General features: G+C 41.3%; 18 protein-coding genes. 15 read left to right on the top strand and 3 right to left on the bottom strand.

All coding sequences use genetic code 11. The features are described 5' to 3' along the window. Positions 1 to 26: 26 nt before the first annotated feature. Positions 27 to 1,523, top strand: coding sequence for an APC family permease (locus tag AC27FM_RS07935; protein ID WP_487087199.1), 1,497 nt, complete (start codon positions 27 to 29; stop codon positions 1,521 to 1,523). 177 nt (positions 1,524 to 1,700) lie between these two features. On the opposite strand, the gene AC27FM_RS07930 is transcribed toward AC27FM_RS07935, so the two are convergent. Next, positions 1,701 to 3,509 carry an SLAP domain-containing protein gene (locus AC27FM_RS07930; protein ID WP_487087198.1) on the bottom strand — a complete coding sequence of 603 codons (1,809 nt, stop codon included), beginning with the start codon at positions 3,507 to 3,509 and terminating at the stop codon, positions 1,701 to 1,703. Between the two features lie 450 nt (positions 3,510 to 3,959). Then, a complete protein-coding gene (locus tag AC27FM_RS07925) occupies positions 3,960 to 4,820 on the bottom strand; it encodes a hypothetical protein (protein WP_487087197.1) in 861 nt (286 codons plus the stop codon). A 155-nt stretch (positions 4,821 to 4,975) separates the two neighbouring features. Here AC27FM_RS07925 and AC27FM_RS07920 point away from each other — a divergent pair, with 155 nt between their 5' ends. The 4 genes from AC27FM_RS07920 to AC27FM_RS07905 all read left to right on the top strand — a co-directional run bounded on the left by AC27FM_RS07920 (position 4,976) and on the right by AC27FM_RS07905 (position 8,838). After that, the gene (locus AC27FM_RS07920) at positions 4,976 to 5,182 is read left to right on the top strand and encodes a hypothetical protein (RefSeq protein WP_487087196.1); all 207 of its coding nucleotides are present in this window, start codon (positions 4,976 to 4,978) and stop codon (positions 5,180 to 5,182) included. A 26-nt stretch (positions 5,183 to 5,208) separates the two neighbouring features. Continuing rightward, positions 5,209 to 5,439: a DUF2922 domain-containing protein gene (locus tag AC27FM_RS07915; protein ID WP_487087195.1), complete on the top strand. Its 231-nt coding sequence runs from the start codon at positions 5,209 to 5,211 to the stop codon at positions 5,437 to 5,439. Between the two features lie 829 nt (positions 5,440 to 6,268). Further along, positions 6,269 to 7,738, top strand: coding sequence for a hypothetical protein (locus AC27FM_RS07910; RefSeq protein WP_487087194.1), 1,470 nt, complete (start codon positions 6,269 to 6,271; stop codon positions 7,736 to 7,738). A gap of 134 nt (positions 7,739 to 7,872) precedes the next feature. Continuing rightward, complete coding sequence (locus AC27FM_RS07905) at positions 7,873 to 8,838, top strand: ABC transporter substrate-binding protein (RefSeq protein ID WP_487087193.1); 966 nt, start codon at positions 7,873 to 7,875, stop codon at positions 8,836 to 8,838. 102 nt (positions 8,839 to 8,940) lie between these two features. Here the strand turns inward: AC27FM_RS07905 and AC27FM_RS07900 are convergent, their stop codons facing one another. Further along, positions 8,941 to 9,972 carry an acyltransferase gene (locus AC27FM_RS07900; protein WP_487087192.1) on the bottom strand — a complete coding sequence of 344 codons (1,032 nt, stop codon included), beginning with the start codon at positions 9,970 to 9,972 and terminating at the stop codon, positions 8,941 to 8,943. 306 nt (positions 9,973 to 10,278) lie between these two features. Between AC27FM_RS07900 and AC27FM_RS07895 the strand changes: the two genes are divergently transcribed. From AC27FM_RS07895 to AC27FM_RS07850, 10 genes are all read left to right on the top strand, one after another. Further along, entirely contained in the window at positions 10,279 to 10,518 is a 240-nt protein-coding gene (locus AC27FM_RS07895) for a hypothetical protein (RefSeq protein WP_487087191.1), read from the top strand. Positions 10,519 to 10,654: 136 nt separating this feature from the next. Beyond that, entirely contained in the window at positions 10,655 to 12,397 is a 1,743-nt protein-coding gene (locus AC27FM_RS07890) for a glycoside hydrolase family 73 protein (protein ID WP_487087190.1), read from the top strand. A gap of 70 nt (positions 12,398 to 12,467) precedes the next feature. Beyond that, complete coding sequence (locus AC27FM_RS07885) at positions 12,468 to 13,229, top strand: hypothetical protein (RefSeq protein ID WP_487087189.1); 762 nt, start codon at positions 12,468 to 12,470, stop codon at positions 13,227 to 13,229. 172 nt (positions 13,230 to 13,401) lie between these two features. After that, positions 13,402 to 13,893 (top strand): sigma-70 RNA polymerase sigma factor region 4 domain-containing protein, encoded by a 492-nt coding sequence (locus tag AC27FM_RS07880; RefSeq protein ID WP_487087188.1) that lies wholly within the window; start codon positions 13,402 to 13,404, stop codon positions 13,891 to 13,893. A 104-nt stretch (positions 13,894 to 13,997) separates the two neighbouring features. Further along, positions 13,998 to 14,948: a peptidoglycan recognition protein family protein gene (locus AC27FM_RS07875; RefSeq protein ID WP_487087187.1), complete on the top strand. Its 951-nt coding sequence runs from the start codon at positions 13,998 to 14,000 to the stop codon at positions 14,946 to 14,948. A 120-nt stretch (positions 14,949 to 15,068) separates the two neighbouring features. Further along, positions 15,069 to 16,484 (top strand): hypothetical protein, encoded by a 1,416-nt coding sequence (locus AC27FM_RS07870; RefSeq protein ID WP_487087186.1) that lies wholly within the window; start codon positions 15,069 to 15,071, stop codon positions 16,482 to 16,484. Positions 16,485 to 16,511: 27 nt separating this feature from the next. After that, a complete protein-coding gene (locus AC27FM_RS07865; protein ID WP_487087185.1) occupies positions 16,512 to 17,312 on the top strand; it encodes a YdcF family protein in 801 nt (266 codons plus the stop codon). A gap of 10 nt (positions 17,313 to 17,322) precedes the next feature. Beyond that, positions 17,323 to 18,375 (top strand): AI-2E family transporter, encoded by a 1,053-nt coding sequence (locus AC27FM_RS07860; RefSeq protein ID WP_487087212.1) that lies wholly within the window; start codon positions 17,323 to 17,325, stop codon positions 18,373 to 18,375. A 56-nt stretch (positions 18,376 to 18,431) separates the two neighbouring features. Continuing rightward, the gene (locus tag AC27FM_RS07855; protein ID WP_487087184.1) at positions 18,432 to 19,913 is read left to right on the top strand and encodes a hypothetical protein; all 1,482 of its coding nucleotides are present in this window, start codon (positions 18,432 to 18,434) and stop codon (positions 19,911 to 19,913) included. Positions 19,914 to 20,009: 96 nt separating this feature from the next. Continuing rightward, a complete protein-coding gene (locus tag AC27FM_RS07850; RefSeq protein ID WP_487087183.1) occupies positions 20,010 to 20,699 on the top strand; it encodes a 2,3-diphosphoglycerate-dependent phosphoglycerate mutase in 690 nt (229 codons plus the stop codon). Positions 20,700 to 20,783: the final 84 nt, after the last annotated feature.

The raw sequence follows: 20,783 nt of genomic DNA, 5'->3' as shown, positions 1-20,783 counted from the left end.
ATAGGATAATTTTAGGAGGAAAATCAATGAGTGGTTTTTTTAAACGATTAACATTAAAGGAAGATCCGAGTATTTATGAAGATAAGGATTCTCACTTAGTTCGTGTCTTGACAGTTAAGGACTTCTTAGCCTTAGGTGTCGGAACTATTGTTTCAACATCTATCTTCACACTGCCCGGGGTCGTTGCAGCCCAACATGCTGGTCCAGCCGTTGCTATTTCATTCTTAGTAGCTGCTATCGTTGCTGGTCTGGTTGCTTTCGCCTATGCCGAAATGGCTGCAGCCATGCCGTTCGCTGGATCTGCATACTCTTGGATCAACGTTATGTTCGGGGAGTTCTTCGGCTGGGTAGCCGGTTGGGCGCTACTAGCAGAGTACTTCATCGCCGTGGCGTTCGTGGCCTCTGGATTGTCCGCCAATTTCAGGGGATTGTTACTACCGTTAGGTATCAAGTTCCCCAATGCCATCTCCAATACCATGGGTGTTAATGGTGGTATTCTAGATATCACAGCCGTGATCGTCTTGGTCGCCGTTGCTTGGTTACTATCAAAAGGTGTTTCAGGAGCTGCCAAAGTCGAAAACGTCTTAGTTTTTCTAAAAGTTCTAGCTGTTTTGACATTCATCATCGTTGGTCTTACAGCCATTCATATTGAAAATTACGTACCATTCATTCCTAAGTACAAACTTAACGCTGACGGGACAGCCTTCGGTGGTTGGCAAGGAATCTACGCCGGTGTCTCAATGATCTTCTTGTCATATATCGGATTTGATTCGATCGCTGCTAACTCAGCCGAAGCTAAGAATCCGGGCAAGACTATGCCTCGTGGTATCTTAGGATCATTAGCTATCGCCGTGGTCTTGTTCGTTGCCGTTGCCTTAGTCCTAGTTGGGATGTTCCACTACTCAGACTACGCTAACAACGCTGAACCCGTTGGATGGGCCTTGCGTCACGCTGGACATCCAGTTATCGCCAGTGTTATTCAAGCCATCGCTGTTATTGGTATGTTCACCGCTTTGATCGGTATGATGTTAGCCGGTTCACGTTTGATCTACTCATTCGGACGTGACGGCATGTTACCAGGCTGGTTAGGCAAGTTGAACAAGAACAATCTTCCTAATCACGCACTTACTGCCTTGACCGTTATCGGAGTTATCATCGGTGCGTTATTCCCATTCGCGTTCTTGGCTCAGTTGATTTCAGCTGGTACCCTTATCGCCTTCATGTTCGTATCTCTTGGAATCTATGCCTTACGTAGACGTGAGGGTAAGGATATCCCAGTTCCAGCCTTCAAGATGCCATTCTACCCAGTTATGCCAGCACTAGGCTTCATCGGTGCACTATTCGTATTCTGGGGACTAGATTATGACGCTAAGTTGTATGCTGGAATCTGGTTCGTCTTTGGTTTGATCCTCTACTTCACATACGGAATCCATCATTCCTACCTCGGTAAGAAAGAAAAGGAAAAAGCCAAAGCTGCGAGTAAAGAAGTAAAAGAAGAAGACGACGAAATAATCGAAGATTAATTTAAAAATAGGACAACGCTAAGTTGTTCTATTTTTTTGCGGTCATTTTGGGCACAAAAAAAGACGGCTCCAGCATGAAAGAAGTCGTCTTGTTATATCAGGGAGAAGTCCTTAATATCTTAGTATTTGTAGTCTACCTATATTATATACCATAAATGGCAGTTGTGAAGTTTTTAATTACTTATTTAGGGCAAAATTTGGATTACTCTCGATATAGACTGATAAGTCCTTGTAATTGTTGTAATTAAGATTGGATACGTCAGACTTCAACCATTCGTGACCACCGACCTTGTAGAAGACTTGGTTGTTAGAGTTTTGAACGACACGGAAGACTTTCCAAGCTGAACCTGTGCTAACGATCCCAGATTCGTATGACTTGGTCGAGTCATTGTAGAAGTGGGCGCTATTGCTAGTGACGTAGGCGACCATGCCTTCAGAGTGAGTAGCTGACATAGCGAAGTCAGGCTCTGAACTTGCTGTATCGTAGATGGTTGAATCCTTAATCGTCACATAGTTGCTGTTGATCCAAGTGTTCGGACCGACTTGGAAGTAATACTGACCGTTTCGATTGAAGACGGCGCTGAGAACATTGTAAGCTGTACCGGCAGGGTGAGTGTCAGCGGTGACGGTATTAGTCGAAGTGTCATAGACTTCAGGGCGACCAGTCGTAGTCAAAGTATACTTGGTGGTCGTTGGCGTAGTAGTGTCAACGTCTTTGACCGTGACAGTGTCAGACTTGATCCATTCGTTGTCAGCGACTTTGTAGAACAAGACTCCACTGACAGTCTTACTGTCACTCAAAGTCCACTCGGTATTCTTAGGTAGGACATATTTGGTCGAGACCCCTTGGTCGTTGAAGATCTCGGCGTAATTGATGACCGTGCCGACCTTTTGCGTAGGCGTCGTAGCTGGAGAACTGACGAGCTTGCCATTAGCATCGTAGACTTGGATCGCACTACCAGGTAGCCATTCGTGAGTGGCGATACGATAGTAATTACTACCATTGATCACCTTCATACCAGTCAGCTGCCATCTAGAAGCAGGTTGGTAAGACTTGCCAGTCGGATTACCACTGTCATCATAGGATGATGCACTAGCACCGTTGTCGATGACCGCACCGATGTAGCCAGTCGTCTTGGTGATAGTGCTAGAAGGGTCAGCGTTTGGATCGACACTAGGATCAGTTGTATCAACGGCAGTGACCGTCTTGCCCGTGCTGTCAGTTACCGTCATGGCACTGGCATTGATCCACTGGTTAGTAGCGACACGATAGTAGGTGATACCGTTGACGACCTTCTTGGCATCGAGCTTCCAGTCAGTGAAATTACCAAAGGCATTGCTGGTGATATTACCCTTGTCGTCGTATGAGACCGTGCCACCTTTGAGAATCGAGCCGATATATCCCGGCGTCTTGGTGATAGTAGTGGAATTGATCGTTTCGTTGACTAAGACACCACCCGAATCACGGACCGTCATGGCAGTAGCGTTGATCCATTGGTTAGTAGCGACACGATAGTAAGTCTGACCGTTGATCGTCTTCTTAGCGTCGAGCTTCCAAGCTGTGTAGTTGGCGAAAGGTTGTCCAGTGTAATTACCGTTGTCATCGACTGAGACCGTACCACCTTTCAAGATACGACCCACATAACCCGGCGTCTTCGTGGTAGCTGTCGGATTAGTATTAGTACCGGTGCTGATTTCGGTTTTTTCGCCTTGAATCTCGATCGAATCAGCCCGGAGCCATTCGTTAGTAGCTACCTTATAATAGGTAACTCCATTAATTGTCGTCGATGTCCCCAGTCTCCATGAACTGAAGTTGTCCAAGACCCGACCAACTGGTTTGCCGTTAGCATCAAAGAGAGTACCGCCACCACGTTTGACGACACCAATCACAGATGCTGCATCAACATCTGTCGATACATTGTTTAATATTCCCGGTGCCAGCAAGACGGCCATTGCCGTACCAAGAAGTAGCGATTTTTTCTTCATTTCAAATAGCCTCCCTTATGAGCATATTTAATTCCAGCTTATTCTCTTGGGGATTTTTTGACAATTGATTCTGGGTTTCTTATATGTTTCTTTAGATTAGAGAAGGAAAGACACTTGAGATTTTGTCTCAAGTGTCTTTTGGGTTTGGGGCTTTTATTTTTTTATAGTGGTTTGATTGCTTCGGAGTTTTGTTAGTGATTCAATCGCTCCAGAGTTTTATAGCGGAAACGCGTTCCGAAACACAGAAACCGAAGCCTTAACTACGCTAATCAATGAATTTACTTGTACATTGATTTCTTTTTGGTTCTGGATCGCTCCAGAGTTTTATAGCGGAAACGCGTTGCAGAACACAAAAAGCAAAGCCTTAACTACGTCAATCGAAGAATTTACTCCGTAAATTAATCGCTTGCCTAGGTTAAGGTTTGCTTTTTACCCGTGTTCTTCCACGCTCTACTTAATCACCGCATCTGATGCTTTAATAGTACTCCGACCATCAGCGGCGGCGACTTTAATTGCACGGATGATGTCATTATCGCTCCATGCGGCTACGTTCTTCACGCCTTGATCTGTTAGGTCTTGTCTAGCTTTGGCGATGTCTGCATCGGTGATGGTCTTGCCATTCAACTCTTTTGATTCGACATCGAAGTCACCATTGGCGGCAGGGTTGTCACTGTCGTCTGATGTGTTGTTACTGTCATTTGATGACGTGTCATTGCCACTATTAGCAGTGTTATTCTCAGCAGTTACTGATGTTGCTGGGAGTTTGTCTAGTAACTTCTTAGCTTGTCTGTATAGGTCAGAGTAATACTTGCCCTTGATACCGTCAGCCTTAGTTACTTGTTCTAATAATGTCCGGGCTTGGTCGTTGTTGTTAGACTTGATCAAGTCCTTAGCTGTCTTGATGTTAGCCTTGTAGTCGCTACGCTTTCTCATGATCGTCTTGACCTGTGATAATAGCTTGTTAGCGTGGCTAGTCATCTTGTCATTACCGTCAGTTTGGTTCTTAGCGGTAGTGAGAGCTTTTTTCGCGTCAGAGAATTCACGTTCATTCATGTCCTCTTTTGCGTCAGCTAATTTGTTAGCTTGGATCTCAGATGCCTTAGATTTCTTAGTATTCTTAGCTTCATTGGCTGCTTCGAAGTGGTCGGCAGCCTTTTCATAATCTTTGTTATTTACAGCCTTATTACCTTTAGACATCTCAGTTTTGTAGTCACTGCTGGAGCTTGATGATGAAGACGATGAACCATTGCTACAACCAACAAGCAAGATACCAACAGCAGTCGTTGCGAGTAATGCTAGTGCTTTTTTCATATAATTCCTCCTCGTATGTCTGGTTAGATTATAGCATGTTAGAACTTTTTACAAAAAGTATTTCCGTTTTTGACCTCCTCATTCGTTATTAACTATGTAAGCAACTTAAACGGCCGAACAGTTACTTACTAAATCAAATTAACGAGGTAAAGCAAATGAGCTGGAAAAGAACTTCTATTAATGTAACGATGAAGAACGACGATTATGAAGGTGGTAAGAAAACTAAGCCCTTCACTAATATCGTGCAGGAACCATCTAAGGAACAGATCGACTTGTTGACGGAGGCGTTGGTGATGTTGTCCAATGGGGATGAGTTCGTTAAAGCAGAGATTATCAAACACACTGATGTGCTATCAGACTAATTAGACAAAAAAAGGAGATATAATATATGAAGAAACTACAACTAACATTCAAGACAGCCAAAGGTCAAAAACGTAATCTGGTACTAAGTTACGTCCGTGATGATCTCGATACACCCACGGTCAGAACCGCAATGGACAAGATCGTGGCTAGTCAGCTATTTGAAAAAGACACTGTTCAGTTATATACGAAAGTCGTTGGTGCCAAGTATGTGGAACGCACTGAAACACATCTGTTTTCAGAAGATTTGGCTGTTTAAGCGATATTTTAAGTAAGTTTAAGTTGTTTAGCCGAGGCCGATTGGTCTCGGCTTTTTTTGTTTGCGGGTGGATACGTGTTGTATGGGATAGGGGATATTTGATTATATGTCCTGTGGGGTGGGTGGGGTTGGATTTTTTGTTTTTGATTTCTTTTTACCTGGATTACTTTAGAGCTTTATAATGGAGTACGCAAAAAAACAGAAGCTGAATCCTTAACTACATTGATCAATGGGTTTACTTGTACATTGATTTCTTTTTGATTCTGGCTCGCTCCAGAGTTTTATAGCAGAAACGCGCAAAAAAGCACAGAAACCAAAGCCTTAACTACACTAATCAATGAATTTACTTGAGCATTGATTTCCTTTTGTTTCTGGCTCGCTCCAGATGTTTATAGCGGAAACGCGTTCCAAAACACAGAAAGCAAAGCCTTAACTACGCTAATCAATGAATTTACTTCGTAAATTAATCGCTTAGCTAGGTTAAGGTTTACTTTCTAACCGTGTTTTTCCACGCTCTTTATAAAAAAATCAAATAATTCATGGATATTCCTTGAGGGTTTACCAATAATCGACTATTATAAGAGTAGGCATTCCTGAAGAAACAATTAATTGAATCAAGGCGAACTACATAGCATTTCTGACAATGAGGGTCCTGTTTAATACAGGATTATTACAAAATTGTTAGTTATAATACAGAAATGTTACAAAAGCCGCCCTTTTTCAATAAATAGTTGATTCGTGAGCCGGAGTTTCATATAATGATTGTCAGTGGGATAGCCCACTGAACAAATTAAAAAATAAATTCTTGTAGTCCAGGGGAGGATTAACATTGAAAAAATCTATTAAATACGCAGGAATCGCTGCTGCTACACTTCTAACTGTTGCACCAGTTGCTGCTCCTGTTGTCTCAAACGTAACTACTGTTCAAGCCGCAGATGCTGGTAATACACCTTCAAGTGAATTATCTACTGCTAAAGATAAGTTTGCTAAACAATTTTCAGATCTTGACACAACCGATGGTGCTTCATATGCAGGTTTAACACTTGGTGAAAAGAACGCTAAGGGTGCTGCTGATTTTGTTACAGCTAACAAAGCTGTAATTGATAGCCCAGCTGCTAGCTCATATTTAACAACATTAGATGGTAAGCATGCTAAATACTATATGACTGCCACAGATGCTCAAGGTAACACATACAATGGTAATGTGAACAAAGATGCTTATGCTTTGAAAAAAGCTATTAATGCTGATAAAGACACAATGCTACCCATTACTTTCACAGTAATGGGTAAAGACGTTGACGTTAATGGTGAAGGCGATACTTATACAAAGATTGCATCATTCAAGTTAACAAAAGATGAAAGTACAGAATTGAAATCAATCAATGCTAAGTTCACAACACCTGTTACAGTTGCTAAGAACTCAAAGGTTGCTGTTGCTAAGCTAGTTTCATCAACAAATGTTGCATTGACTGACCAAGATAATGAAGCACTATCAACAAAATCTACTACTCTTGGATATAACTTCTACTACACATATGCCGCAGCATTAGATTCTGCTAAAGATGGTGCCGACGCAAATACTGGCGTTGTAGACGCTAGTGATATTGAAACAAAGGCTGACGGTGAGTTCAAGACTGCTGGTACATACTATCAAACAGTTAAATATACTGCTGGTACTGATACAAAATTAGCTGATTTTATTACTGCTTACAATGGTGATCCTTCATCATATACTATTTATGTAAATGGAAATGTTGCTTCATCAAGTTATGATTTCATTACAGCTGGTGACGCAATTACATTTGTACGTACTGTTAAAGTTTCAGATTCAGAATCAACATGGACAACAGAAAAGATTTCTGGTGTAGTTACAACTAAGAACGATGCTTCATACTACACATTGAAGAATGACGACAACGCTTCAATCAAGAACCGTGCTCTTGCTAAGAACACTGCTTGGAAGACAAACGCTGTTCGTACAGACCAAAACGGTAACAAACAATATCGTGTTGCTACTGGTGAATGGATCGATTCTGACAGTGTTACATATGGTGAAACATCAACTGCTTCAGGTTTGACAGACGTTACTAAAGTTAAGGGTGTAGTTACAATCAACAAAGGTGCTAACTACGTATTCCCACTATTTGACTCAAATGGTGACGAAATCAAAGGCCGTGCAGTTAGCGGAGACTCAGCTTGGCAAGTAGCTGCTACTGCTAAAGATGCTGACGGCAACGTTTACTACAAAGTTGCTACAAACGAATGGGTAATGGGCGGCGAAGGCGTTACATTTGCTTAATCATTAACCATAATAAAGGAATCCCAGTGAGGGGTTCTTTTTTTTGTTTTTTTTAAAAATCACGCCATACGGATGGAAAGAATCCTCTCAAAACTATATGATAGATACATATAGAGTTTTGAGAGGAGATTTTTATGTTACGTAATATAAAGAAACTGTTATTGATAGTTTCAATGTTGTTAGTGTCGGTCGGTGTATTGGCATTGAGCGGAACTAATGAGGTGAAAGCGGCTGACACGGCAGGAACGACTAAAATCGTAGTTGGATCTACCAAGTCGGTATCATCTTTGCCATTGTACGCTGCTGAACAAGCTAAGTTATTTACTAAGAATGGTATTGATGTTGAATTGAAATTGTATGGCTCGAACGCAGAGTTGAATCAAGCTATTTCTAGTAATGAGGTCAATGTGGCTGTAACAGACTTGGTCAATTATGCTTCGTTTGCTAAGGATAGTAATTGGAAGATCGGTAGTACCATGCCAGGATACTATGGTTTGGTAGCTAATAAGAAATATAAGAGTGTTAAGAGCTTGAAGGGTAAGACTATTGCTGTCGATAAAAAAGACATCAGTGGATATTATCTAAAGAACCTTCTGAAGAAGAATAAACTAAAGTTATCAGATGTTAAAATCAAACAAGTAGATTCTGAAGAAACTAGAGTAAGTGAGTTAAAGGATAAGAAAGTTGCCGCCGCAGTATTGAGTGACCCATCGATCAGTAATGCCAAGGGTAATGGAGCTAAGATTCTTAATAAGCAATCTTACAAGAAAGATAACGGTAATATCCTTATCTTCTCTAAGGATTTCTTAGGTACGAACGTTGCTTCAACTAATTCATTATATAGTGTGATTTATGAATCAGTTAAGGACTTCAACAAACGTGGTTATGCTGCATATGACATGATTCTAAGTAAGTACGGTGTTACAGATAAGTCAGTTGGAATCATGAATAATATGAGTAGCGCAACTATGAAGAAGCCTCATAAGGTTAAGTCATCAGATTTTAATAAGACATTTAAGTATGCCCAGAGTAAGAAGATGTATAGTGGTAAGGCGAAGTTGAAGAGTTATACTTACAAGATTAAACAAGTTAATAAGTAATGTGTTTAGCGATGATTGTTAATGATCATCGCTTTTTTTGTCTAAGTCAAATCCTTGATATTATAGAAAAAACCACTGACAAAAAAGTCAGTGGTTTTTTAACTAAACCGCAATTCTATTAACAAACGGTATATTATTCAATGCCCAAACGAACATCAGACAAACGGCGATTGCTACGAAGAATACGGCAAAATAATTCATCGGATTAATCACATGCTGAACTAATTCAATAATTATTCCATGTGATAAGTAAATGCCATAGGTCAGTGGGGCAATTGCTTCGATCGTGTTTTGAAATCTAAAGGTATACTTGTTTTCAAATTTCTTAAAGCAAAGAAAGGCGGAATTGGCTAATATTGGCAACAATATTGGAGGCAAAAGGTTTGCGAAAGGTCTATCTTGAAGTGAATATAGACTAATGATATACGTATTGATAACGGCTAGTGATGTACCAACGACAAGGATTATTAAGTGTAATTTGATAGCTATCTTATGATTATCAAGGTTAGATAACTTGTAACCTAAGATAAAATAACCGATGGTCTTCGACAAAAAGATCAAACTGCCAAATCCATAGGCATCGAAGAACTGTCCGTATTCAGGTGGAAGTGACTTAGCTAGATTGGGTAGGAGTATGTTAGTGATGAACCAGAGTATCAGAAGATAATTGATGGTCTCATCAGATACGTTATCCACGAATGCCTTGATAGCGGGTGAAACTAGATAGAAGCCTATCAGTGGATATAGGAACCAAAATGCGGTCAAGGTTGGTTGATGATATATCATGACAAAGCTACGAAAAACAGAATGTAAGCTGACGCCATGATTTAACAATTCAAAGAATATTTTTGACAAGACCGACCAGATCACGAATGGCACTGCAACACGCACTAGTCGATGTTGGAACAAATACTTCAAACTAGTGGTTTTGTGGCTATTCAAGATGGTAGCGCCGCTTATCATATAGAATAATGGTACGGCCAGCTCGGTAATCGTCACCAAGATATTGGCTGGTGCCCACAGTCTCGCCGTTGATCCGGTAATAAGTACGTTCGAACAGGTGTGAGCGAAGACCACTGCCAGCATGGCAACTACCCGTATAACGTCAATATAAACAATCCTCTTCTGCCTCATGATTTTTGATTCCCCTCAATGTATAAATTAATTATACAAGAGTTGTTGGTGGATGAATTAGTTAGCAATGTAACTTTACTAATTCTTCAAAAAGCACTTTTGACGAAGTTACTATCAAAAATCAAAATGTTATTTGATCAAAAAGAGGTTTTTGCGCAAATAGGGTGGCTAAAATTACTAGGTATTTAATCAAAAGTGCCTTTTTGACAAAAGATGAATTCCCTGTAACAACCAGAAATAACACAACCCGTTTTATCCCAAGGTAGGGTATAATTAGACTAGAATATCTAAAAGGTGGTATTTTCAATGCTTGAAAATGTAAATGGTATTGTAAAAGTAAATCAAAATAGTCGCTATGTCGTTTTTTTATTCGACACGTATGAGATGAATCGCAAGATGATTCAGGACAAGTTCGTCAAGGGTGAATCGACTTGGTACACGGACGCCAAGGGTACGGGTGATGATGGTAAGGCATTCTACCGTATCGCTCAAGATGGCGAGTGGATCGAAGCTGAATACGTAGACTTCATTCAAATGGACAATTAATCGACAGACTCGTGAGAGTCTGTCTTTTTTCATAAGTAAATATTAAAAAACGTTAGATTTCTTAAGATTTAATTGAAGAGGATGACAATACATAGTAATCTTTGAGGTAGATGTAGAACCAAGGGGGAGTATGATTATGAATAAGAAATGGGTCGCTTCTACCGCTCTGGCTAGTGTCCTAGCTGCGGTCGGAGTATCTTCCAATACTGCACATGTTCGTGCTACTGTGAATAGCAACGACAATAATGACGATCAAGATCATGACCAATCATCTACCGCAAAGGACGCTAGTGTCGCTAGTGTGATGGACAATGCCGGTGCGCCGATCGATGAGTCGACTGCTGCGGGAATCGAGGCAGCCAAGTCTAGTAGTGTCATGTCCAGCAGTGCTGCTACGGCACTGACTCAAGCTTCCAATACTGTTAGTGCAACTACTCAACAGGCTTTTTTGAGTGAGGCTATTCCGATGGCTCAAAAGGCGGCCTCGAAGTACAATCTCTATGCTTCGGTCATGTTAGCACAAGCTATCGTCGAGAGTGGCTGGGGTCAGTCCGATTTGGCGACACAAGCTCACAATTTATTCGGCATCAAGGGTGACTACAATGGTGCCTATGTCAACTTCCCAACGCAAGAATGGAGTGAGGCACAAGGTTACTATGTTATCTACGCTAACTTCAGGAAGTATCCAACTTACTACGAATCATTCCTTGATAATGGAGATAAGCTACGTAATGGTGTATCATTTAATACTAGCTACTACAGTGGAGCGTGGAGAGAGAATGCCTCATCATATCGTGATGCGACGGCGGCTCTGCAAGGTAAGTACGCTACCAGTCCTATCTATGCTCAGACGTTGAATGGTATCATCGAACAATACAACTTGACGCAGTACGACGGCAGTGCTTCGACTGATAGTGGATCAAATAATAATTCAGGTGATAATACGAGCCAACAAGTAAAAGGTACCGTAACTAAGATTCAAGATGCGGCTACGGTAACTGGTAAAAACAACGCAATGATCTACTTATACGCTGACCCTAATCGTCCTTCTAACCGTGCGCTTGGTCCCGGAACTTCTTGGTTGGTCACTCAAAAAGTCGTGACTGATGATGGTCAGGTTTATTATAAGGTTTCTTCGACCGAGTACGTTAAGGCAGAGGATGTCAAATTACGGTCACAGGTCACTACTACTCCTACACAGCCACCTGTGTCTATTTCGGATACAGCTATCGTCATCAAAGGTACTGGAGCTGGTGTCTACAGTAACGCTGATAAGGCTTCGGTAACTGGCCGGAGATTGCCATATCAGTCAGAATGGATCACAACGAAGTACGTGTTGGATGACAATGGCAACAAGTTTTATTTTGTGGGCACCAACTCATATTTATCAGCCGATGACGTGACTTTGAAGTCAGAAAAGGGTGACGATGACTACAAGAACGATAAGATAATTTCGTACCCAGACATCATCCACGTTACAGCTACTCCAAGTGCCAAGGTCTACAACGATCAGCACACGACCTTGGCGGTCAGTCTGCTCAACAATACTGATTGGAAGATAGACAAAAAGTCTACACACTCTGATGGCTCAGTCTGGTATCGAGTGGCTAATGGTCAGTGGGTCAATGCTAGTGACGTTCAAGTCAAAGGCTCCAACTACGTCAAGACGGTCGAGGGTTCGGTCAAGATCAACTATATCCCAGGATATGGTGTCAATGTCTACAATAGCCCAGCTGCCAATAACAAATTTACCGGAACTCGGCTCGCAGACGGTACAACATGGCAAGTTACTTCGCAACAAATAGTTGACGGACAGACTTGGTACAGAGTATCCTCAGGCTGGGTAAACGGCAAGTATTGTATTTTTACTGCTATCTAAGGGACGCGCGAGCGTCTTTTTTTTCTAGAGTAAATTTAGACAGAGACTGTTTGCCCCGAAGGGAGCTTCAATGGACAATACGGCCATTATGGACATACAATACTTGCTCAACAAGGGGATCAATCTCCTATCGAGCAAGGAGGATTTTACGGTTGACAATGGCATTATAGCGCTACTAGATGTCAGTCAGATACCGCGGATGATCACTGGCAATACGATCGTGATACATGATGACTTGGGATTCTTCTTCGTGAAGCGAACAACTAAGCAACTGATGAACGAGTTCCACAAATTCAATGCTTTTGGCTTCATGCTATCTAAGTCACTGACCAGGTACTTTGGTTGGAAGCGTAATATCCCGATGATCTTCGGTGTCAGCTCTTTTATGCCTATGAGTGGTGGGAGCCGCAAGTGTACTGACTGGATCGCTCTACATTGGATCTCCGATGTGCATCAGCGTGATGACAATGCGGAATTCGTGACTGACAAAGGTCTAGTCATCCAGATGAAATTCCCGCGTAATAATAATTTGCGTCAACGTGTCCACGACGTGTGCTGCATGAGTGATCATCAGGTGTCGGTGATAGATATGATCGTCTCCAGAGCTCACATGAAGATGGTCCTACCTAAGTTCATCGGCATGCTGGGTGAGTACCGTGGTTGTCACTGTCTCTTTCATAATCAACTCCCACTAAGTTGGGACGTGACGAATGAAAGAATTGAGGGATTCAAAAAATACATAGTCAATGAGTTAGTTAAAGGTGAGATCGAACCTGACCTGCTGAGCAAAATGTATCAGCAGAAAATCTACCGATTAACGAAACTTTACTGACTATGTAGGCGGCTTGCCTAGGGTAAGCCGTTTTTGTTTTGCCTCCAAAACCAAAAGCTTGATGTATCAAGATGTGGTATAGACCATTGGCAACTAAACAAAAGTAGACGAATTGTATATCCTAAGTAGTGCCATAAGCGCTTATGAGTATTAGATACAAAAAGGATAGAACTTGGAACATATCGAGGCAGGATTCAATGAAGCAATCAAAAATCAACGCTTGATCCACGGTGTATTGAGTCAAGCTCACGTCTACACGACACGGTTTGACTATGAAGATTATTTTCATGAGGCGATCATCATCTATGCGCTGACCTATGCTCAATATATGGAGGAGCATAACGATGCTAGTAAGTTTAATGTCTATATTTTTCAAAAATTACGTTGGCGAATAGTCGATCTACTGCGACAAGAAATGAAATATTCAGAATTTCATTCGTTAGAGGATTATGATTTTTTGACGATCGAGCAGGAGACCAATGATGTGCTTGAGAGCTTGAATTTAAAGAGCTTGACGGTCTTTGAAATTCAAATATTGCAAGAACATTTCATTCACAATACTAGTTTGGTAATATTAGCGCGGCGTTATGGATGTAGTGCTCGCAACCTCAGGTACCATCGCAATAGGCTTTTGGAAAAATTACGTGCGAGTATAACGGCGTGAAGGTTACTATCTGGTTACAGATATGTTACTTTCAATCAATTATTGAAAAATCTTGTTATAATTTAGTAGTTAAGAAAATTAACGGTGGGAAGGAATTATCTATTATGGTATCAAAGAAAAAATTTATGGTCAGTTTGGCGACAGCGGCAACTTTAGCTGGTGCTGGATATGTGACTGTACAGAGCGTGGTTCCTAATGTTGGAATCCAAAACGTACAAGCTTCGGCAATCAACGATTATATTGCAAATAATAATATTCAACCAGTATCCATTCAAAACGAAGAAGGTACATTCAGTAATTGGTTCGGTTACGAAAATGGGGTTGGTAAACCCGAAGGTGTCGTAGTCCACGAGACAGCTACTCCTGGTGCTACTGCTAGAAACGAAGTTACATACTTCAACCGTGAATGGTCAAGCATGTATTCATACGTTCATGCCTTCGTTGATGCTAACGAAATCATCAATATCCACAATACTGATTATGGTGTCTGGGGTGCTGGTCCAACAGCTAACGCCAAGTACATCCAAGTCGAATTATGTGAAGTAAGCTCGACTGATGCCTTCGCGCGTTCGGTCTCGAATGATGCGTACTACATCGCAAGTAAGTTGATCCAATACAACTTACCATTCACAGCTGGTACGACTGTCTTGTCACACAATGACGTTTCACAACGTTATGGTGACACTAATCATACTGACCCAGTTGGTTACTTCGCAACTTGGGGTTACAGCATGGATCAATTCTATGACTTGATCGGTACATACTATAACAATCTTAAAAACAATGGCTCAGTTACTAACGGTGGTGGCGGTGATACGACTGCACCTGATACTGACACTGGTACATCTGAAGACAACACTATCAATGTCAACAACGCCAATGGTAGCTATGTTCCTATCGTTGCTTTCCAAGATGACGGTTCAGTTAAGCCCGTTAAAAACCGTGCTTTGATGAACAACACTCCTTGGTATACTGATAAGACTAGAGAATATGACGGTGTTACGTATCGTCGAGTTGCTACCAACGAATGGGTTTCAACACAATACGTCGTATAATCATATTTCAAGTAAGGACTCGTTTTGCGAGTTCTTTTTTTTACTTTAATTTCAAAGAATATCCACACGTTGTATAATTGTACATATATAGAAGACCAAATCAGTAGGAGAATGCGTGGGATGAGAAAAAAACTCTTTGCGATACTGGGGATACTGTTTCTTTTTATTACAATTACGGGTTGTAGCAAGAAGGATAACGATCAAGTTGTTGACAATACCAAGACGTGGTACATGTTTCAAGATCAAGGCGAGGCTGATGTCATTTCGATTCGCTTCTTGAAGAATGACAAGGCGGTCGTGAAAGACATCCTGTCCTTAGGAGACAGTGTTGGTATTAATCGCATGAACAATAATAACACCAATCCGAGCTATGAATTGGATCGCAATGGTAAGACGATCGTCATCAATTCTAGCAACAAAGTGGCGTTCAAATTGCTGAAGCCATACAAAGAAAATGTCTATGGCAAGCATATGAAGGGATATTACGTCCAATATCAAGGACAGACGTATAAGTTTGGTTACATTACCAAGACTGATAAGAAGACTAAGAATACGATCGCCGATAAGTCTAAGTCGCAGTCGATCTCATATTCTTCCTTGCCAGACCACATCATCAATGTTGACAATGGAGCAACCGAGCTCAAGGAATCGGCGATGGCAGGTAATTATAATTTTTCGACTATTATCAATTATCGGCGCACGGATGGTAATCTGACGGTCAACAATAACGGCACTTATCAGATGACGATGACGGAACATGCGGCGCAACCAGATACTGATACTATCGACAGTAAGGTCGTTATGGCGACGACGATCGAATCAGGACAGGTGCAGAACCTATACGGTAAGGTCTACTTGGTACCTAGGAACTTCCTGACGATCTCGTATTACTTCCATGGTCAGAATCAGAGCAATCTCTTACCGAAAAATGTCAATCTGAAAGTCAGTTCTAAGGCAACTGGCAATCAGATCAAGCGTGCTCGTACGAGGATCGAGGTAAACGAAGGCCGATTGTATCTCTTCTCGTCAGACTTCACGGTGCGTAAGCAAGAAGGTCAGACGGTCAATGGTAATCTCCTGACGACTTCTGACCAGTCACAGGTCAGTCTGAGAGATGCGATCACGCGAACTTACAATGTCTACCAAGAAAACAAGGCTAATCCGGTTCAATCGAACGCCGACTTCATGCAACTGGCGGCGGCCATCTCAGATAATAATGATAAGAAGCTAGGTAAGGTGGCGGTCGACTTCGGTGGTAAATACGGGATCGACCAAGTGCCGACTGATTATCAAGGGGTAGATGTGGATGGGAATAACCAACCACTGATGCAATATCTATTCCTAGTCACACCAGCCACATATAAAGAAAACGGTCCAACGATAACGACTAATCAAGGTCGATTCTTGATCTACGGCATGCTGAACAAGCGACTGTTCTTATTGAAGCAACCAGACAAGGATTCGACTACGGTCACTTGGACTTTGGTCAACAATGTTTCACTAAAGGTTCCAACATTGCAATTTACATTAGATTGATTCTCGTAATCAAACGGGGGGATTTGGATGGAATATGTTCTATTGGCGATAGCCGCTGGAATAATCGAACTATTCTTGATTTTACGAACGCGATATTTATTTAGCAAGCATCCTGTTTTAACGACTAGTACGATTTTAGTTTTGTTAATTGTATTTTTCGTCCACATCCTCGATTGTCGTGCACCATTGATGATACGATACTACGTCATCGTGCTTTTTTCGATTGACATAGTATTATTAGTCATCCTTCTAGGATACGTCTTCTACATGTATTACTTCCTGAGGAGGGCTAAGTGTAAGGACGCGGATTATCTACTGGTACTAGGCACTAGATTCGCAACGAAGCGAGTTCCACCAGTGATGCAGGAACGATTGGATACGGCGATAGCGGTATTTCAACGCCTGAATGAGCAGCCGACGATCATCGTCAGTGGTGGGCACAGTTCACAGCTACCGATGACAGAGGCTGGTCTGATGCGGGATTATTTGATCGAGCAGGGGATTCCTGAGGCGAAGATAATCCTTGAGAATAAGTCGCTTAATACGATTCAGAACTTAGAATATTCGTCGATCTTGCTACGCAAGAATTGGCACGGCAAGTCACTGCCACGAGTCATGATAATCACCAGTGACTTTCATATTCCTCGAACTTTGAAGTATTTGCGGGATATGGGCATCACGGTCGAATACTTGCCGGCTAAGACGATACCGGTGTTCCGTTGGCCAGCGATGTTTCGTGAGTTTACGGCGATAGTTTGGTATTATAGGTACACCGTTATATCAGTGATTTTTTTCATCACTGTTTTGTTATTAAGCGCGTTACAGTAAGGGGTGCAGCATTATTTCATATGATAGTTTTGTAGCCAATAAACGGCTACGAAGATTCGTTTTATTAGCATTGGTATTAGGTATATTTTATTTTTTTCGTAGTATGATGAGCTTGTTTTTACTGACCTTTACTTTTACGTTTTTGTCGGTACAATTGGTGCGAGCAGTCCAGAAGCGGTTCCCACGAGTACAGCCAGTGTGGGTGATAGTACCTGTTTATCTACTGATAATCGGCGGGATAGTCTTCGCCGTCGCTAATTATGTGCCACAGATCGTCAGTCAAACGGTCAAGACCTTCTCGTCTCTGCAGAAGTTCTATCAGAGTGACGAGATGCGATCGAACGTCTATCTGAATGTCGTCTATGATTACTTGCAACAGATCAATCTCGACGCACAGATCAAGACGGCTATCACCCAGGCGGTGAATTACTTATCTAGTATCGGAGCTATGGGCCTGAATATCTTCTTGTCGTTCTTGTTGAGCTTCTTCTACACTAGTCAGGTAGAGCAGATGAATGGCTTCGGTCGTCAATTCCTTACTAGTAAGTACGGTTGGCTCTTCGACGACTTACGTTACTACGGTCAAAAGTTCGTCAATACTTTCGGTGTCGTTATTGAAGCGCAATTGATGATCGCAGTCGTCAATACGATCTTAACGACTATCACATTGGTAGTCATGAAGATGCCTAGTGTCATCGCATTAGCGGTCATGGTCTTCATCTTGTCACTGATCCCAGTAGCCGGAGTGATCATATCATTAATACCGCTAGGGTTTATTGCTTACTCTGTTGGTGGCATTAGATATGTAATTTATATTATAATTATGATAATTGTTATTCATATGATTGAAACATATTTCTTGAATCCACAATTCATGTCGAGCATGACGCACTTGCCGATCTTCTTCACGTTTGTGATCTTGATCGTATCAGAAGAATTGATCGGTACATGGGGATTGATCATCGGTATTCCGATTTTTGTCTTTTTCTTGGATATTTTAGGGGTTCATTCGATCCAAAAAAATCAACCAAAAAAGAAGTTAAAATTAAGGAAATTACGATAAAAAAGTATTACAGTCATATATAATAGGGATAACTGAGTAGATGGGAGAATAGGTGTATGTCATTTTTTGATAGAAAAAAGCAGGACAATGATTATTCGAATGATTATGCAGGCGATTATCAAAATGAGTCCTCAAATCAACCACAAATGAATTTTGACTTTAATCCAAATACTAATCAACAACCTCAACCAAACCAACAAACCGATCCATATAATAACCAACAAAATTTTCAACAGATGATGGATCAACAATATCAAGATTTTGGTGTTGATAATCAGCCGGGACAACCGCAAGCTAACGCTCCAGAGGTCAACGGTAATTATTATACGGAACAACCAGTTCCTGAAGCCGAGAATGCTCAAGACTGGAAGTATACTGAGGATAATCTACAAGATACGCTTGCTCAAAGCGAAAATCTCAAGAGCCAATTGCGCCACGAATTATTGGCTGACAGGGGATACTGTAATCACGTCTTGCGTAGTGTCGGCAGTGATCAGACAGAGGTGCGCGACAATGCGGCTGATCGTATTACTGAGATCAATGATCTGTTGAGGAAGTGGTTCGATACTGACGAGATGGCTAATGAAGTCTATCTCGATCCAAACCGCAACTACTTTATTTTTACGGATCAACTGAACGCTAATCCCGAGACGATCGTAAGTAAGATGTGGCAACAGATCACGGTGACTTTGGCTGATCACAACTTGATGGCTAATGCTATTTCGGTTGCCTATGATGATCAAGTGAACCAAACTTGGATGAATTACCAAAACGCCGGTTGGGTCGATCCTAATTCATACTTGTTGAGTATGTACAATGACTTGCAAGGTCGCTCGATGAATATGACTGCTACACCTGCTGAGATTCCATTCGAAGAATCATATCGTATCCAACATGTCAGTGATAAGACTGATAAGATCTTGGACGCTAACGACAATCTAGTAATGGAAGTCTCACGTACTTCTAATCAACAACTACAAGTTATTCGTCACTACAACAATGGCAAGCTACTTAGCCGTGATATTTTTGATGTCAATGGTGTTATCTCAGCTACTCAATTCTACGATCACCATGATCCTAATAAAGTCGTTCGTGAGAATTTCTATCGTCAAGATGGTACCTTAGTTCTGATTAAGAGTTACACCAATGACGATCCTTATATCCAATTATTCACGCAAGGTAATGTCTTGATCAGTACCTTTGATACTGACGAGGACTTGATCGTGTGGTGGTTGAAGAATCAAGCACTCCGTCAAGTTCAAGCTACGATCTTCGTGTCAGTTGATTCAGTCTACTACAAGAAATTACTGTCACTACGCGACAATGGCTTCGAAGTTATCCCAGTTATTATGACGCAAGACCAAAATGCCAAGGGCATTACTGACTTGTTGAGTGGCAATGATAAGGTAACTGCCGTCTTCGCTGGTTCTGACAAGGTCAATAGTTACTTGAATAAGAATTCTACGATCAAGATGGATATTTCTACATTGAGTGATGTGGAAAATTACCAAGAAGCAGCACCAGTAGGAAATGTATAATAGATATTTAGTCAGTTTACTGTAAACTGACTTTTTTTTGTGACTGTTTTCGTGTAAAATGTAGAGTTGTATAAGAAATGAAAAGAGGACTCTGAAATGGCAAAACTAGTTTTCATTCGTCACGGACAAAGTGAATGGAATTTATCAAACCAATTTACAGGTTGGGTTGATGTTGACCTTAGTGAAGAAGGAGTAAAACAAGCTCAAAACGCTGGTAAACTTCTTAAAGAAGAAGGAATTGAATTTGACCAAGCATATACTTCAGTATTAACACGTGCTATCAAGACATTGCACTATGCACTTGAAGGCTGTGATCAATTATGGATTCCTGAAACAAAGACATGGAGACTTAACGAACGTCACTATGGCGCACTTCAAGGATTAAACAAGAAGGAAACAGCTGAAAAATATGGTGATGAACAAGTTCATATTTGGAGACGTTCATACGATACTTTGCCACCATTATTGAAGGATACAGATGAAGGCTCAGCAGCTAATGACCGTCGTTACGCTAACCTTGATCCAAAGATCGTTCCCGGTGGTGAAAACCTCAAGGTTACTTTGGAACGTGTAATCCCATTCTGGGAAGACGAAATCGCACCTAAGTTGCTTGATGGCAAGAACGTTATCATCGCAGCTCATGGTAACTCACTACGTGCACTTACAAAATACATTGAAAACATCTCTGATGCTGACATCATGGACGTTGAAATGGCTACTGGTGAACCAGTTGTTTATGACTTGGATGACAAGTTGAACGTTGTAAGTAAGAAGAAGTTGAACTAATTATTTTTGATTGGTTGAACGTTTTAAGTACATTCGAAGGGATGTACTTTTTTTGTGCCAAAAATCCAAAACTTGGCAATACGC

The sequence above is a fragment of the Companilactobacillus sp. y65-5 genome (assembly GCF_057541095.1).
The sequence above is the reverse complement of the archived record's forward strand: the minus strand, read 5'-3'. Positions and strand labels throughout refer to the sequence as shown.

Bases quoted from the DNA above. Each gene is read 5' to 3' on its own strand.
- AC27FM_RS07935 (WP_487087199.1), top strand. From the start codon at position 27: ATGAGTGGTTTTTTTAAACGATTAACATTAAAGGAAGATCCGAGTATT.
- AC27FM_RS07930 (WP_487087198.1), bottom strand. From the start codon at position 3,509: ATGAAGAAAAAATCGCTACTTCTTGGTACGGCAATGGCCGTCTTGCTG.
- AC27FM_RS07925 (WP_487087197.1), bottom strand. From the start codon at position 4,820: ATGAAAAAAGCACTAGCATTACTCGCAACGACTGCTGTTGGTATCTTG.
- AC27FM_RS07920 (WP_487087196.1), top strand. From the start codon at position 4,976: ATGAGCTGGAAAAGAACTTCTATTAATGTAACGATGAAGAACGACGAT.
- AC27FM_RS07915 (WP_487087195.1), top strand. From the start codon at position 5,209: ATGAAGAAACTACAACTAACATTCAAGACAGCCAAAGGTCAAAAACGT.
- AC27FM_RS07905 (WP_487087193.1), top strand. From the start codon at position 7,873: ATGTTACGTAATATAAAGAAACTGTTATTGATAGTTTCAATGTTGTTA.
- AC27FM_RS07900 (WP_487087192.1), bottom strand. From the start codon at position 9,972: ATGAGGCAGAAGAGGATTGTTTATATTGACGTTATACGGGTAGTTGCC.
- AC27FM_RS07895 (WP_487087191.1), top strand. From the start codon at position 10,279: ATGCTTGAAAATGTAAATGGTATTGTAAAAGTAAATCAAAATAGTCGC.
- AC27FM_RS07890 (WP_487087190.1), top strand. From the start codon at position 10,655: ATGAATAAGAAATGGGTCGCTTCTACCGCTCTGGCTAGTGTCCTAGCT.
- AC27FM_RS07885 (WP_487087189.1), top strand. From the start codon at position 12,468: ATGGACAATACGGCCATTATGGACATACAATACTTGCTCAACAAGGGG.
- AC27FM_RS07875 (WP_487087187.1), top strand. From the start codon at position 13,998: ATGGTATCAAAGAAAAAATTTATGGTCAGTTTGGCGACAGCGGCAACT.
- AC27FM_RS07870 (WP_487087186.1), top strand. From the start codon at position 15,069: ATGAGAAAAAAACTCTTTGCGATACTGGGGATACTGTTTCTTTTTATT.
- AC27FM_RS07865 (WP_487087185.1), top strand. From the start codon at position 16,512: ATGGAATATGTTCTATTGGCGATAGCCGCTGGAATAATCGAACTATTC.
- AC27FM_RS07855 (WP_487087184.1), top strand. From the start codon at position 18,432: ATGTCATTTTTTGATAGAAAAAAGCAGGACAATGATTATTCGAATGAT.
- AC27FM_RS07850 (WP_487087183.1), top strand. From the start codon at position 20,010: ATGGCAAAACTAGTTTTCATTCGTCACGGACAAAGTGAATGGAATTTA.